This window comes from Saccharothrix variisporea (assembly GCF_003634995.1).
In the GTDB taxonomy this organism is placed as follows: Bacteria; Actinomycetota; Actinomycetes; order Mycobacteriales; family Pseudonocardiaceae; genus Actinosynnema; species Actinosynnema variisporeum.
On sequence record NZ_RBXR01000001.1, the window covers coordinates 125,200 to 139,004 of the forward strand.

General features: G+C 71.8%; 17 protein-coding genes. 8 read left to right on the top strand and 9 right to left on the bottom strand.

Translation table 11 applies throughout. The features are described 5' to 3' along the window. The first annotated feature begins 121 nt into the window (after positions 1 to 121). The gene (locus DFJ66_RS00440) at positions 122 to 421 is read left to right on the top strand and encodes a hypothetical protein (RefSeq protein ID WP_121230428.1); all 300 of its coding nucleotides are present in this window, start codon (positions 122 to 124) and stop codon (positions 419 to 421) included. Between the two features lie 4 nt (positions 422 to 425). Here DFJ66_RS00440 and DFJ66_RS00445 read toward each other — a convergent pair whose 3' ends face one another. Genes DFJ66_RS00445 through DFJ66_RS00455 form a run of 3 tightly spaced genes read right to left on the bottom strand, consistent with a single transcriptional unit; the run spans position 426 to position 2,886 of the window. Next, a complete protein-coding gene (locus tag DFJ66_RS00445; protein WP_121216860.1) occupies positions 426 to 1,007 on the bottom strand; it encodes a class I SAM-dependent methyltransferase in 582 nt (193 codons plus the stop codon). Beyond that, positions 1,004 to 2,221, bottom strand: a complete 1,218-nt coding sequence (locus DFJ66_RS00450) for an MFS transporter (protein WP_121216862.1) — start codon at positions 2,219 to 2,221, stop codon at positions 1,004 to 1,006. Before DFJ66_RS00450 ends, DFJ66_RS00445 begins: the two co-directional genes overlap by 4 nt. A gap of 56 nt (positions 2,222 to 2,277) precedes the next feature. Beyond that, positions 2,278 to 2,886 (bottom strand): TetR/AcrR family transcriptional regulator, encoded by a 609-nt coding sequence (locus tag DFJ66_RS00455; RefSeq protein ID WP_246029493.1) that lies wholly within the window; start codon positions 2,884 to 2,886, stop codon positions 2,278 to 2,280. Between the two features lie 83 nt (positions 2,887 to 2,969). On the opposite strand from DFJ66_RS00455, the gene DFJ66_RS00460 reads away from it, so the two are divergent. The 3 genes from DFJ66_RS00460 to DFJ66_RS00470 all read left to right on the top strand — a co-directional run bounded on the left by DFJ66_RS00460 (position 2,970) and on the right by DFJ66_RS00470 (position 5,095). Then, positions 2,970 to 3,602 (top strand): class I SAM-dependent methyltransferase, encoded by a 633-nt coding sequence (locus tag DFJ66_RS00460; RefSeq protein WP_121216864.1) that lies wholly within the window; start codon positions 2,970 to 2,972, stop codon positions 3,600 to 3,602. Further along, a complete protein-coding gene (locus DFJ66_RS00465; RefSeq protein ID WP_121216866.1) occupies positions 3,599 to 3,805 on the top strand; it encodes a hypothetical protein in 207 nt (68 codons plus the stop codon). The genes DFJ66_RS00460 and DFJ66_RS00465 overlap by 4 nt, the downstream gene beginning before the upstream one ends. Before the next feature lie 90 nt (positions 3,806 to 3,895). Beyond that, positions 3,896 to 5,095, top strand: coding sequence for a S8 family serine peptidase (locus DFJ66_RS00470; RefSeq protein ID WP_121216868.1), 1,200 nt, complete (start codon positions 3,896 to 3,898; stop codon positions 5,093 to 5,095). Between the two features lie 739 nt (positions 5,096 to 5,834). On the opposite strand, the gene DFJ66_RS00475 is transcribed toward DFJ66_RS00470, so the two are convergent. Continuing rightward, on the bottom strand, positions 5,835 to 7,043 hold the full coding sequence (locus tag DFJ66_RS00475; RefSeq protein ID WP_121216870.1) for an MFS transporter: 1,209 nt from the start codon (positions 7,041 to 7,043) through the stop codon (positions 5,835 to 5,837). A gap of 107 nt (positions 7,044 to 7,150) precedes the next feature. Between DFJ66_RS00475 and DFJ66_RS00480 the strand changes: the two genes are divergently transcribed. Beyond that, complete coding sequence (locus DFJ66_RS00480) at positions 7,151 to 7,618, top strand: SRPBCC domain-containing protein (RefSeq protein WP_121216872.1); 468 nt, start codon at positions 7,151 to 7,153, stop codon at positions 7,616 to 7,618. Continuing rightward, a complete protein-coding gene (locus DFJ66_RS00485; RefSeq protein ID WP_121216874.1) occupies positions 7,615 to 7,959 on the top strand; it encodes an ArsR/SmtB family transcription factor in 345 nt (114 codons plus the stop codon). Before DFJ66_RS00480 ends, DFJ66_RS00485 begins: the two co-directional genes overlap by 4 nt. Positions 7,960 to 7,977: 18 nt before the next feature. On the opposite strand, the gene DFJ66_RS00490 is transcribed toward DFJ66_RS00485, so the two are convergent. Then, complete coding sequence (locus tag DFJ66_RS00490; protein WP_211350906.1) at positions 7,978 to 8,343, bottom strand: hypothetical protein; 366 nt, start codon at positions 8,341 to 8,343, stop codon at positions 7,978 to 7,980. 109 nt (positions 8,344 to 8,452) lie between these two features. On the opposite strand from DFJ66_RS00490, the gene DFJ66_RS00495 reads away from it, so the two are divergent. Both DFJ66_RS00495 and DFJ66_RS00500 read left to right on the top strand, forming a co-directional pair. Further along, positions 8,453 to 9,733: a hypothetical protein gene (locus DFJ66_RS00495; RefSeq protein WP_147459133.1), complete on the top strand. Its 1,281-nt coding sequence runs from the start codon at positions 8,453 to 8,455 to the stop codon at positions 9,731 to 9,733. 4 nt (positions 9,734 to 9,737) lie between these two features. Continuing rightward, entirely contained in the window at positions 9,738 to 10,445 is a 708-nt protein-coding gene (locus DFJ66_RS00500; RefSeq protein WP_246029494.1) for a phosphatase PAP2 family protein, read from the top strand. Here the strand turns inward: DFJ66_RS00500 and DFJ66_RS00505 are convergent. The 4 genes from DFJ66_RS00505 to DFJ66_RS00520 all read right to left on the bottom strand — a co-directional run bounded on the left by DFJ66_RS00505 (position 10,339) and on the right by DFJ66_RS00520 (position 13,804). Then, positions 10,339 to 11,634: an RNA polymerase sigma factor gene (locus DFJ66_RS00505; protein WP_121216878.1), complete on the bottom strand. Its 1,296-nt coding sequence runs from the start codon at positions 11,632 to 11,634 to the stop codon at positions 10,339 to 10,341. The two genes, DFJ66_RS00500 and DFJ66_RS00505, sit on opposite strands and share 107 nt — an antisense overlap. Next, positions 11,631 to 11,954 carry a YciI family protein gene (locus DFJ66_RS00510; RefSeq protein ID WP_121216879.1) on the bottom strand — a complete coding sequence of 108 codons (324 nt, stop codon included), beginning with the start codon at positions 11,952 to 11,954 and terminating at the stop codon, positions 11,631 to 11,633. Before DFJ66_RS00510 ends, DFJ66_RS00505 begins: the two co-directional genes overlap by 4 nt. Before the next feature lie 109 nt (positions 11,955 to 12,063). Next, a complete protein-coding gene (locus tag DFJ66_RS00515) occupies positions 12,064 to 12,645 on the bottom strand; it encodes a hypothetical protein (RefSeq protein ID WP_121216881.1) in 582 nt (193 codons plus the stop codon). A 10-nt stretch (positions 12,646 to 12,655) separates the two neighbouring features. Continuing rightward, positions 12,656 to 13,804 carry a mandelate racemase/muconate lactonizing enzyme family protein gene (locus DFJ66_RS00520; RefSeq protein ID WP_121216883.1) on the bottom strand — a complete coding sequence of 383 codons (1,149 nt, stop codon included), beginning with the start codon at positions 13,802 to 13,804 and terminating at the stop codon, positions 12,656 to 12,658. Between the last annotated feature and the right edge of the window lies 1 nt (position 13,805).

Consider the following 13,805-nt stretch of genomic DNA (forward strand, 5'->3'; position numbering starts at 1 on the left):
CGGGGGCGCGGCGCGGGCGCGGCGGGGGCGTGTGGCGGGTCTTGCCGGGTGTTGTGGCGCGGGCGCGGCCGGTCGCGTGGCGGGTCGTCCGGGGGTGGTCGGTCGTGTCATCGTGATCGGCATGAACGACCACCACGCCCGCACCCCGCGCCCGCGCTCCGTCGCGGAGTTGGCGGCGTCCTCGCCGGCCTGGCAGGTGGAGACCGACCAGCGGGGCCGGTGGCTGACCGCCGAACGCCGCATCACCCACGACGGCCGCCGCTGGCTGATCGGCCTCACCCCGGTCCGGGACGGTGTCGTGGCGTTGGTGCTGTGGTCCGGTGACGTCGTCGCCGGGCACGCGCGCGGGTCGGAGGCCGAGATGTGCGCACGGGCCGACCGGTGGGTGGCCGACCTCATGGCGCGCCGGTTGATGCCGTGACGGGTCACCGGGTGCTGAGCAGCAGGTAGCGCTCGTCGTCGATCTCCCGTCCCCACAGCGCGGGATCGGTCAGGCGCTCGACCACCGCCTCCTCCCGGACCTCGCGCACCAGGGACTCGGCCCGCGCGGCGGTGAGTCCCGCACCGGTCGACCAACGGCCCTCGACCAGCACGAGCCGGCCGTGCGGGCGGAGCAGGGACACCCAGGTGCGCAGTGCCGCGCCGGGGTCGGGCAGGGCCCACAGGACGTGGCGGGCGAGGACGACGTCGGCGGACGCGGGCGGGTAGGGCGGGGTGGCGGCGTCGCCGACCGTGAAGCGCACGCGCGCGCCGGCCTTGACCCGCGCGGCCTCGACCATGCGCGGGGACAGGTCGAGGCCGCGGACGTCGTGACCGGCCTCGGCCAGCAGCACCGACAGGCTCCCGGTGCCGCAGCCGAGGTCCACGACGGACGAACCCGGCGGCACCAGCGGCAGCAGCAGGTCCGCCCACGCCCGCCGGGTGGTGGGGTCGAGCAGGCCGTGGTCGGGTTCCTGGTCGAAGGTGGCGGCTTGGTCGTCCCAGAACGTCTGCGCGTCGGTGCTCACCGCGCCGAGTCTGCCGCTGTGGCGGTGAAGGCGCGGTTCGGAGCGAGCAGTGGCAGGAAGGCCAGCAGCACGAAAGCCCCGGCGACCACCAGTGCCGCCGTCGAGACGTCCACACCGGCGAGCAGCAGCCCACCACAGGCGCTGCCGACCGGGAAACCCAAGGCGCACAACGCCGTCCGCGCACCCGTCACCCGCCCGCGCACCTCGTCGGGCACCGAACGCTGGAACCGCGACCGTTCCACCGCGTAGTAAGGCGCCCACAGGAACGACGCCACCCCCGCCACCACCACGGTCGCCACCACACCGTCCACCACCGCGAACAACCCGAAGACCGGTGCCGCACAACCGATCGCCGCCGACACCCGCCACCGCTCCGGCACCCGCCCGAACACCGGCGGCCCGACCACCGCGCCCACCACCCCGCCCACCCCGGCCGCCGTCAGCACCAGCCCGAACGCCACCGGCCCGGCCCCCAGCACCTCGCGCACGAACACCGGGTGGAACACCTCCACCACCCCGCTCAGGAACAGGAACCCGGTGGCGGACAACGACAACACCAACGCCACCGGCAGCCGGAACAACACCCCGAACCCCGCCGGCCCACGCCCCGCCGACACCACGGCTCGCAACCGCGGCAACCCGAAGCACAACACGCTGGTCACCGCGAAACTGGCCGCGTCCAGCACCAACACCGCCTCCGCGCCCACCACCCCGACCGCCAACCCCGCCACCGGCGGCGCGACGACGTAGGCGACCTCCCAGTTCAGCGACAGCAGCGAGTTCGCCGACTCCAACTCGGCGTCCTCGACCAGTCGGGGCACCAACACCCCCTCGCCGACCTCGGTCACCGCCGACAACGCCGCACACAACAGCACCACCACGTACACGTGCCCGATCCGCAACGCCCCCGCCCACGCCAACACCGGGATGACCGCGACCAAAGCGCTCCGCAACGCGTTGTCCCAACCCAACAACAAATGCGGTGGAAACCGGTCGAGCAACCTGCCGGCCACCGGCCCCGTGACCACCCTCGGCACCCCGGCGCACAGCAGCACCACTCCCAACTGCGCAGGTCCGGCCAGGTCCAGCACGAGCCACGCCAGCGCCACAGCGGTCAGTGCGTCCCCGCTGCGCGACACCAGCACGCCCAGCCAGAACCGCCGGAAACCCGGATTCCGGCACACGTCTCGATAGCCCAGAAAGGTGTTCCGCATTCACCGGACGCTAACACCATGATTAATCGGGCGTTATATCGAATTTCCGCGACCGATCACCGCTCCAGCAGGAACGCCAGGGTGCTCTCGGCCAGCCGCGCCTCGACGGCGTCCGGGTCGGCGGCGGTGGCCCGGCGGAACTTCTGGGAGGCCAGGACGGACAGCAGCCACCACGCCGCCGCCTCGGCGTCGAGGTCCGGGCGCAGTTCGCCGCGGTGCTTGCCGCGGGTGAACAGGGCGGTCAGCGCGGTCGCGAAGCGCTGGGTCGAGGCGCGGGCGGCGGCCTCCACCTCGGGTTCGCCGGTGATGGTGGAGGCGTCGGCGAAGATCGCGCCGACCGCGCCGGCGCTGTGCACGACCTTCAGGTGGTGCGGGTTGAGCATCATCCGCAGCATGTCGGTGACCGGGATGCCGCTGTCGGCCACCCGCTCGATCATCCGGCAGACGTGGTCGGCGGACCGCTCCACCACGGCGGCGAACAACGCGGCCTTGGTGCCGAAGTTCTGGAACACCACCGGTTCGCTCACGCCGAGGCGCTTGGCCACGGCCGAGGTCTTGCCCCGCAGGTAGCCGACCTCGGCGAACACCTCGGTGGCCGCCACGAGGATCGACTCGCGGCGGTCCTGGGCGCTCATCCGGGTGCGGCGCACCTGCTGCTCGGTCACGGACCTGATCCTAGTCGCCCTTGCCGGCCGAACTTAGTCGTGACTAAGCTGGTTCTTAGTGACCACTAAGTTAGGAGTCGGAGATGCACAGGACTCGACAGCACGGACACGGCGACGCTCCGGGCGCGATCCGGCAGGCGCATGCCTACGAGTTGCTGTCCGTCGTGGTGTTCGCGGGACGGCGGCGGCGCACCTACGGCCGGTTCGTCGAGCTCGCGGACGTGCGGGCCGGTGACCGGGTGCTGGACATCGGCTGCGGCCCCGGCTACCTGACCTCGTTGGCCGCCGAGGCGGGCGGGAGCGCGGTGGGGGTGGACGTGTCCGAGCCGATGGTCGAGGAGGCCCGGCGGTTGCGGGGGAGCGGGAACTGCACGTTCGAGATCGGTCGCGCGGAGGCGTTGCCGTTCGAGGACGGGTCGTTCGACGTGATCGTCTCCGCCCTCGCCGTGCACCACATCCCCGAAGAGCACCGCGCCACCGCCTACACGGAGATGCGCCGGGTCCTCAAGCCCGGCGGACGCGCCCTGATCGCCGACTTCCGCCCGCCGCGCAACAGGGCGGCGCGGCACCTGGTCCGCGCGCTCACCGGCGGCGAGGCGATGAGCCGCAACCCGTTCGAGCGGATCGCGCCGATGATGACCGAGGCCGGCCTCCACGTCACCTCGACCCACGAGGTCGGCGCGTTCTTCCACTGCGTCCGCGCGGAGAAGGCGTGAAGCGGCACCTCACGCGCGTGGCGCTCGCACTGGCCGTCGTCGCGGGTCTGGCCGTCCACATCGGACTGGGCTATCAAGCGGGCCTCGTCGTCGCGCTGCTGGGCCTGGCCGGTCACGTGCTCCTCGGCGTGGCGGCCCAGAAAACCTGGCGGAGCAGGAAACCCGACTCCCCGACCCCCGAGTCGACTCCAGCGGAACCCTGACCTCCATGTCCCCCGAACGGCGCAGTGAATTCCCGCACCGGGTGGTGGGAACATCGTGGCCCCTGCAACCGCCGCCACTCCAGGAGCGCCATGCGTCACCTAGTCGGCAAGTCCCTGCTCGCATCCGTCCTGCTCGCCGCCGTCCTCCCCGCCGCGCCAGGCCACGCCGACGCGCGGACCAGCGCGTACATCGTCGTGCTGGCCGACGGGGTGGCCACCTCGTCGGTGACCGCCGACCACGCGGTCACCGTGGACCACGTCTACTCCAGCGCCTTGCGCGGCTACTCCGGCCGGATGACCGCCGCCACCGCGGCCCGCCTGGCCCGGGACCCGCGCGTGGTGCTGGTCCAGCCGGACGGCGTCGCCACCACGACCGCCCAAACCACCCCCACCGGCATCGACCGGATCGACGCCGAACTCAGCCCGACCGCGGCCATCGACGGCACCGACCAACGGGTCACCGTGGACGTCGCCGTGATCGACACCGGCGTCGACCTCGACCACCCCGACCTCAACGTCTACACCGCCGGCGCCAAGAACTGCTCCACCGGCAAGAGCGCCGACGACGGCAACGGCCACGGCACCCACGTCGCCGGCACCATCGGCGCGCTGGACAACGGCGTCGGCGTCGTGGGCGTGGCCCCGGGCGCCCGCATCTGGCCGGTCCGCGTGCTCAACGCCCAGGGCAGCGGCAGCTTCTCCGACATCATCTGCGGCATCGACTACGTCACCGCGCACGCCAACGAGATCGAGGTCGCGAACATGAGCCTCGGCGGCTCCGGCAGCGACAGCGCCTGCGGCACCAACAAGGACGCGATGCACGAGGCGATCTGCCGCTCGGTGGCAGCCGGCGTCACCTACGTCGTGGCCGCCGGCAACAGCGCCGCCAACTCCTCGACTTTCGTGCCCGCCGCGTACGACGAGGTGATCACCGTCAGCGCCTTGGCCGACTTCAACGGCCAACCCGGCGGCGGCGCGGCAGCCACCTGCCGCACCGACGTGGACGACACGTTCGCCGACTTCTCCAACTACGGCCCGGACGTGGACCTCATCGCCCCGGGCGTGTGCATCCTGTCGACGTGGAAGGGCGGCGGCTACAACACCATCTCCGGCACGTCGATGGCCAGCCCCCACACCGCCGGCGGCGCGGCCCTCTACAAGGCAACCCACCCCACCGCCTCCCCGGCAACCGTGAAGTCCGCGCTGCAGGCGGCAGGCACCGACAACTGGAACACGGGGACCGACCCAGACGCCACCCACGAACGCCTGCTCAACGTGGCAACCTTCTAACCCAGCCAGACACCCCGCCGACCCGCCTCCAAGGCGGGTCGGCGCACCCCTCTCCAGCGCGCAGCACGGTCCTTCGGCGAAGCTGGCGAGCGGGCAGTCTGCCTTGCCGAGTGCGCAGTCCGCCGGAGGGGACACAACTCAACTTGGGCTTCTTGCTTTTGTCATCTCCGTATGGCCTGCCCGAAGGGCTACCGCAGATTTCCCCGGGTGCAGCCGAAAGTTTTTGCGAGGAACGAGCAAAAAGTTTTAGCGGCACCCGGGGAAATCTGTGGTAGGCTCCGCCAGGCCATACGGAGATGACAAAAGCAAGAAGCCCCCGCCGTTGCAGTTGAGTCATCTTTGGTGGCCTGCCCGCCGGCGAGGCGCTTTTAATCTTTGAACCGGACGCTTCGCTCTCAAGCCGGACGCGCTTCGCGCTCTTGGGAGCGCTGCGCGCTCTCAAGATCAAAAGACAAAAGCAGCGCTCGCCGCGCGGCAGGCCGCCAGCGGGGGGTGAAGGGCGTCGGTTCCCCCGCCGTATGGCCTGGCGGAGCCAACCACAGATTTCCCGGGGTGCCGCTAAAACTTTTTGCTCGTTCCTCGCAAAAACTTTCGGCTGCACCCCGGCAAATCTGTGGTAGCCCTTCGGGCAGGCCATACGGCGGGGGAACCGAGGCCCTCCACCTGTGGTTGAGACCACCACACACAAAAGCGCGCTGCGCGCGTCGAAAAGCGAAGAGCCGCGCGCTGTGCGTTACGCCTATCGCACGGGCTCCACGGGGCTCGGCTCCGCCACCACTGGTGGCTTCAAAACACTGGTCACCCAAGCGACCACGACGGTGATCACGGCGAACACCAAACCCGTGATCACCGTCGCCGAGGCTCCGTGCCGGTCAATCGCGATCCCCCCGACAAACGCACCGAAAGCGATCCCGACGTTCGCCGCCGACACCGGCAGCGACTGTGCGAGCTGACCGCCTGGCCCGGCCAAGGTGATCACCCGCACCTGCAGCGAAGGCACGATCCCGTACGCGAACACCCCCCAAGCCAGCAGCGCGACCGCCACCAGCACCGCCACCGCGCCGACGAAGTACAGCACTAGCAGCGACACCGCGATGCCGATCGACCCGATCACCAGCGTCCGCCCGGCGTCACGGTCGGCGAACCTGCCGCCGCTGAACGAGCCGACCGCCGTGGCCACGCCGAAGGCCAGGAGGAACACGCTCAACAATCCACCCGAGATGCCGGTGACGTCCTGGAGGAACGGCACCACGTAGGTCAGTGCCGCGAACGTCGTCGCGAAGACGATGAAGTTCAGGAACAGCACGGCGAGCACGCGGGGTGCAAAGGCGTAGCGGGCCTGTCGGCCGGCGCCGGATCCTGCGGGTGGTACGGACGGGATCAGTGCGACCGTGGCGATCAGGACGACCGCGGTGATGGCGATGATGGCCTCGAACGAGCCGCGCCAGCCGAGGGTTTGGCCGACCAGGGTGCCCAGTGGCACGCCGAGTGCCGTGGACACCGACACGCCGGACACGATGATCCCGATCGCCCGGCCGATGCGCTCGGGCGGGACGACCGACATGCCGGCGATGAACGACGTGGCGATGAACAGGCCCTGTAACGCGCCGATCAGCACGCGGGCCACGAGGAACACGCTGTAGTCGTCGGTCAGGACCGCGACGACGTTGCCCGCGACGAACAGCGCGAGCGTGCCGACGAGGACGGCCTTGCGGTCCAGCTTGATGGTCAGTGCGGCCAGGACCGGGCCGCCGATGGCCAGGCCCAGCGCGTAGGCGGTCACCAGGGTGCCTGCCTCGGGGATGGTGACGTGGAGGTCGGCGGCTATCAGGTCCAGCACGCCGACCACGAGCAGTTCGCCGCTGCCCAGCACGAACATGCCCAGGAACAGCGTGGTCAGGACCAGGTTGGCCCTGGTCGGGCTCATCGCCGCAGGTTGCGCAGTCATGGGTGCTTCTTCCGGTTGGACGTCGATGTGCAACCGTCAGGTTGCACGAACTTCGACAGACGTGCAACACTCTGGTTGCACATCAGCCGGTACCTGGAGGAGTCACCGTGGTCGAGAACGAGTTCCCCGCGAGCGAAGACCGGATCGAGCGCGACACCCTGATCGACGCCCCGGTCGAGCGCGTCTGGCCGCTGGTCGCCACGCCGGGGTTCTGGGTCGCCATCCCGGACGACGACGAGGGCGGCACGGCCGTGGAAGGCGGGGCGGCGGTGGCTCGGCACGCCGAGCACGGCGAGTTCCCGGTGCGGGTGGTGAAAGTCGAGGCGCCGTCCTACATCGCCTACCGCTGGGCGCCCGCCACCCCCGGCCAGGAGCCGGCCGAGGGCAACAGCACGCTCGTCGAGTTCACGCTGTCCGCCGAGGGCGACAAGACCCGCCTCACCGTGGTCGAGAGCGGGTTCGCCGCGCTGGCCGTGCCCGACGACGTGCGCGCCCAGACCGTCCGGAACCTCACCGAGGGCTGGCCCCAGGTCCTCGACGCCGCCAAGAAGCACGTGGAAGAGTCCACCGGGTGAGGCCCGAACCGGACGACGCGGTCGGCGGCGTGCTCGCCGCCCTGGCCGACCCCACCCGCCGCCGACTGCTGGACCTCCTCGCCACGCACGGCGCGGTCACCGCGACGACGCTCGCCGGGCGGCTCCCCGTGACGCGGCAGGCGATCGTCAAGCACCTGGCCGTGCTGGACGAGGCCGGTCTCGTCCGGGGCAGCAAGGTCGGCCGGGAGATGAGGTACTCCCTGCGGCCGGACGGGTTGGACGCCACCAAGCGGTGGATGAACGCCCTCGCCGACGACTGGGACCGCCGCCTGGCCGCCATCAAGCGGTTCGCCGAGTCGACCGGGGACGCCGACCGCTGATCCACTGTGGACGGTCGGTCACCCGGTCGTGCGGACGTGCTCGTCGGTGAGCGCGTCGCAGGCGCACCAGTCGCCGTCGCACGGCCGGCCCACCTCGCTGCCGTACGGGCCGAGCCCGCGCACGGACGCCAGCACCTCGGCGCGTTGGTCGTCGGTCAGGGGCGGTCGCGCGGTGGCGTCCAGGTCCCAGGACGTCGTCGTGGTGTCGTCGATGTCGCCCACCACAGCGCCGTCGACGAACAAGGTGTACAGCGGGTGTTCGGGGAAGCTGTTGCGGCGCAGCACCCACCACGTGTCGTCCACCCGGGCGGCCAGGACGAAGACGCGGGTGGCGGTGCGGTGCCACGTCACGCGGCGGGTGAGGACGTCCGGCCGTGGGGGCATGGAGGTCAGGATGGAGGCGTGCCGCGCCCGGGGCAAGGGGGGTGTGCTCCGGGCGCGGCCGGTCCCCGATCCGCTACCTTGGCGCGACGGGCAGCGGGAGGGGAGCGGCGTGGAGGCTCGGGACGCTATCGAGTTGGCCAAGCGGTACATCCGGGAGCGCGGACTGGACTACCCGGTCGATGAGCTCGTCGCGGACCGGTTCGAGGTGGGCTGGAGCGTGTACGCCCCCGTCGAGGTGGACGAGAGCGACCCCATGGCGTTCCTCGACATGCCGGTCGGGCGCGCGGTGTTCCTGGTCGGGGACTCCGGGCGGGTCAAGGAGTCCTCCAGCTCGGTGCCGCCGCGGCAGGCGGAGGACGACTTCATCGCCGAGGAGCGGGCGGCCGACGGGATGCTCGACATCGAGTGGGCGGCCATGCAGCTCAAGGAGGAGGGCGCGATCCAGAGCTTCACGATCGTCGACACGCCCCACCCCGACGAGGTGCTCGCCGCCGAAGCGTCCGAGATGCTCGAACCGATCGTGCAGCAGCTCGCCCTGCTCGGGCCGCCCGGGTGGGCGCGGTTCGAAGCGGTGTTCACGCTTACCGTGTCCGCCGAGATCGCGCGGCTGCGGTTCTGGGTCGACGGCCGGTCGCGCGAGGCGACCGGCGTGCCGGAGCCGATCCTCGAGCTGGTGCGCCGGCAGCGCGACCTGGCCGCGCGGATGTCCGCCGGGCCGTGGTGGCGGCTGCTGCTGAACGTCACGAACGTCGGCCAGATGGCCGTGAACTACGACTACGGGGACACCCGGTTCCCCGACGAAGACCTGCTCGCTCCGGAGCACTACCGCAACGACCTGGCCGCCTACCCGCGGACCGACGTGCCGGAGTGGCTGGAGGACCACCTCGGCCTCGCCCCCGAGTCGCTCTCCCACGGCAACGACCGGATCGCCGTCGACGAGGTGGAGTGGGTCCGCCACCACAGCACGCACACCACCGAGAAACGCCTCTTCGGCCGCAAGCACCGCACCGCGTGGCACTTCTCGGCCGGCGGGCCGGGCACGACGCTCACGCTGGAGCTGACGACCGAGGGCAAGGACGCCCCGCCGCCGCAAGCCTGGACGCGCCTGGTCGACCTCTCGCGCCGGCACGTCGAACCCCGGCTCGTGGACGAGTTCGCCGACCGCGTCCGCCGGGGCGAGACCGTGGAGGTCGGTGGCCTGGAGGTGCACCAGGGCGGGGTCGCCGCGCCCGGCGGTTCCCTGCGCTGGCCCGCGATCGGCGGCGCCCGGATCGCCGACGGTCAGGTCCGGGTCCTCCAGGTGGGCACGTCGGAACCGGCGTTCTCGGTGCCGCTGAGCAACCCGAACGCGGTGCTGATCCCGGCCCTGTTCACCGCGATCACGTCCTGACGCCGTGCAGTCCTTGGCGTTGGCGCGCAACAGGCTCGCCTGGTACTTCGAGGTGCCGTTGCTGCTCGTCGGGTACTTCCTGTTCGGGCTGGCGCGCGCGGCGGTGGACCGGGGCGAGCCTGCGGCGACCGACAACGCCCTGCTGGTGCAGCGCCTGGAGCAGGCGCTGCGCATCGCGGTGGAGCACCCGCTCAACCAGGCGGTGCTCGACCACCCGGTCGCCATCCACCTGACCGGGTACTTCTACCGGCTGAGCGTGCTGGCGGTGCCGGCCGTCCTGATCTGGCTCTACGTCAGGCGTCCGGAGCGTTACGGCCGGCTGCGGACCGTCCTGGTGGTGGTGATGCTGCTGGACCTCCTGCTGGTCTGGCTCTTCCCGGAGGCACCGCCGCGCTTCGCCCAGCCCGGCGTCGTCGACTACATGGCCGACCACGACATCCTCTTCAGCGCCGAGTCCCGCGTTCCCCGGCCCGGCGTGAACCTGTTGGCGGCCATGCCGAGCATGCACGTCGCCTGGACGACGTGGTGCGCCTACGCCGTCTTCTCGACCCGGCGCATCTGGGCGGCCTGGTTGTTCCCGCTGGCCACCGGGTTCGTCGTGCTGGTCACCGGACACCACTACGTCCTGGACGTCGTGGCGGGTGTCGCTCTCGTGGCGGTCGTGGCCGGTGCCATGGCGCGAGTTGGTCGCGGCGGCGGGTCAGGTACGTGATCTCGGCGGTGTTGCCCGCCAGTGCGATCGCCCGGTCGTAGGCGGCTCGGGACTCCCGGCTGCGGCCCAGGCGGCGCAGCAGGTCGGCGCGGGCGACGTGGTAGGCGTGGTAGCCGGCCAGCTGGGCGTCGAGGCGGTCCACGGTGGCCAGCGCGACCTCCGGGCCGTCGAGTTCGGCGACCGCGACGGCCCGGTTGAGCGCGACCACCGGCGACGGGTCCAGGCGCACCAGTTGGTCGTAGAGGGCGACGACCTGGGACCAGTCGGTGTCGCGCACGTCCCGCGCCGAGGTGTGCACGGCGTTGATCGCGGCGAGGACCTGGTAGCGGCCCGGGGGCTGCCCGGTGGCCAGGCGTTCGCGCACCAGCCGGTGGCCCTCGGCGATCAGGGCCTTGTCCCACGCCCCGCGGTCCTGCTCGTCCAGGGGGACCAGGTCGCCGGTCGCCGAGACGCGGGCGGTGCGGCGGGCCTCGATGAGCAGCATCAGCGCCAGCAGGCCGGCCACCTCGCCGTCGTCGGGCAGCAGCGCGCGGACCAGGCGGGTCAGGCGGATCGCCTCGGCGGTCAGGTCGTGCCGCACGGGGTCGGTGTCCGGGCCGGTGGCCAGGTAGCCCTCGTTGAACACCAGGAACAGCACGGCCAGCACGCCGGACACGCGCGCCGGCAGGTCGGCGGCGGAGGGCACCCGGTACGGGATGCGCGCCGCCTTGATCTTGGCTTTGGCGCGGGTGATCCGCTGTCCCATCGCGCTTTCCCCCACCAGGAACGCGCGGGTGATCTCGGGCACGGTCAGCCCGCCGACCATGCGCAGCGTGAGCGCCAGCCGGGCCTCCATCGCCAGCGCCGGGTGGCAGCAGGTGAAGAGCAGCCGGAGCCGGTCGTCGTCGATGGCGCCCAGAGGCTCGGGCGGGTCGTCGTCGTACACCGCCTGAGCCTCCTTGTGCTTGTCGTCGCGCTTGTTCTCGCGCCGGATGCGGTCGATGGCCTTGCGCACGGCGGTCGTGGTCAGCCACGCGCCGGGGTTGGGCGGCACGCCCTCGGCGGGCCAGTGCTCGACGGCGGTCGCGAACGCCTCGGCCGCCGCCTCCTCGGCCACGTCGAGGTCGCCGAACCGCTTGGTCAGGGCGGCGACCACCCGGGCCCACTCCTCGCGGTGGGCGCGGGTGACCGCCTCGGCGACGTCGCTCACAGGAACGGCCGGACCTCGACCTTGCGGTTGCACGCCCGCGACCCCTCGACGGCCAGCGCGAGCGCCACGTCGAGGTCGGCGGCCTCGATGATCCAGAAGCCGATCAGGAACTCCTTGGTCTCCACGAACGGCCCGTCCGTGACCACCGGCTGCTCGCCCCGGTTGTCGACGACGGTGGCCGCGTCGGGCCCCGCGAGGCCGCCGGCGAACACCCAGTGCCCCTCGGTCTGCAGCCGGCTGTTGAAGACGTCGATCGCGGCCATCTCCTCGTCGGTGGCCAGTTCGGTGGAGTCGGTGACGACGGACAGCAAGTACTGCATGGAAGCTCATCTCCTGTGGTTCGCGGCGCCCCTGGCGGGCGACCGGTTCACCCCCACCACGAACGGGCCCGGCCCGATCCGACAACTCCGCCGAGGATTTTTTCGGCGGTCAGTCCGGCGCTTCGAGGGTCAGCGGGGCGGAGGTGGTGCCGGCGGCGAGTTCGCGCAGGTGGGTCATGGTGCGGTCGAGGTGCACGGCCAGCCGGGGGATCGTGCTGGGCGGGACGTAGACGTCCGCGCCGGCGTTGATCAGGCGGCGGACCGGGCCGCTGTAGCTGACGCCCAGCTCCTCGTCCTCGATCTCCGCGATGACCACCCGCGCCTGCGGGAACATCGCGCGCAGGCTGCCGATCAGCTGGGGGCTGACCGGCGGCACCAGCAGCACCTCGGCGCTCTTCGGGGCCTTGTGCAGGTCCAGCACGATGTAGTCCGGGCCCAGCCGGTCGGAGAGGGCCGCCCGTGTGGACGCGGACAACTTCATCGCCGTGGCCACGACCGTCACGTCCTCGAAGCCCGGGTCGTCCGAGGGCGGGCGCTCGGGGAAGGTGGCGTGGGTGCCCGAGATCGTGGCGATCGGCCGCCCGTCGCGCCGCACGACCAGTTCGTCCCTGGGACCCAGGGCCTCGATCAAGGCGACGACGTCGGCCGGGAGGCGGGTGGCGTCGATCCACCGCTCGGTGTGCCCCGTCATGGCCCCGAGTCTATGGACCGACGGGGTGCAGGCGGCGGCCGGCGCGCTCCGGGCGGATGTGGGCCCCGCCGGACCTCGGGTCGGGCAGCCGGTGGCCGGCGGCGGCGATGACGGCCTCGTCCACGTGGACGCCCAGGCCGGGCTGGTCGCTGAGCACGAACGACCCGTCCTCGACGTGGTGGTCGACCGTGACGCCCAGCGGCGGCCGGAGGTCCTGCAGCTCGCTGACCAGGTGGTTGGGCACCGACGTGGCCGCGTGCAGCAGGCCGACCGGGGTGGTGCCGATGGGGCTGACGGGCAGGTCGTGGGCGTGGGCGAGGGCGGAGACGCGCAGGAAGTGGGTGATGCCCCAGACCGCGGCGGTCTGGACGATGTCCACCGCCCCGGCCGCGATGAGGGGGCGGTGCTGTTCCAGGCCGGTCAGGTTCTCCCCGGTGGCGACGGACGCGCGGACACCGCGGCTGACGGTCGCGTGGCCCTGGGCGTCCCAGCGGCGGACCGGTTCCTCGATCCAGGTCAGGTCGAGGGTCCGTTCGAGCTCGCTGACGTGCCGGACGGCCTGCTTGCGCGTCCACGTCTCGTTCACGTCGAGCATCAGGCCCGGACGCGCGCCCCCGCCCGCCTCGGTCAGCACGTCCCGCACGAGCGTGAGCCGGTGCCGGTCCCGGTCGACGTCCAGGCCGCCCTTGAGCTTGGCCGCGCGCAACCCCAGGTCGGCGTAGGTCTGGTAGAGCGCGACCAACTGCTCGTCGTCCAGCCCGAAGTCCAGCCCGGACGCGTACGCCGGCACCCGGCGGTCCCGTCCGCCCAACAGCCGCCACAGCGGTTCGCCGGCGGCCTGCGCCTTGATGTCCCACAACGCGGTGTCCAGCGCGCCGATGGTGCCGAACACCGCGCCGGCGTGGCCCGCCTTGAAGGTGTGCCGCAGCATCCGGTCGTACAGGGCGGTGACCCCGCGCGGGTCCTCGCCCTCGATCGCGGCGAAGACGGTCTCCACCTGCACGTGCGACCCGAGACCGACCCCGGTCAGCCCGGCGTCGGTCTCCACGACCAGCACCGGCACCCGCACGAGACCGTCGGCGTAGACGCCGTTGGCGTCGCCGATCGGCCGGCCCCAGTCCTGGACGGTGGTGAGGGCCCGATAACCCGTGATGCGCATG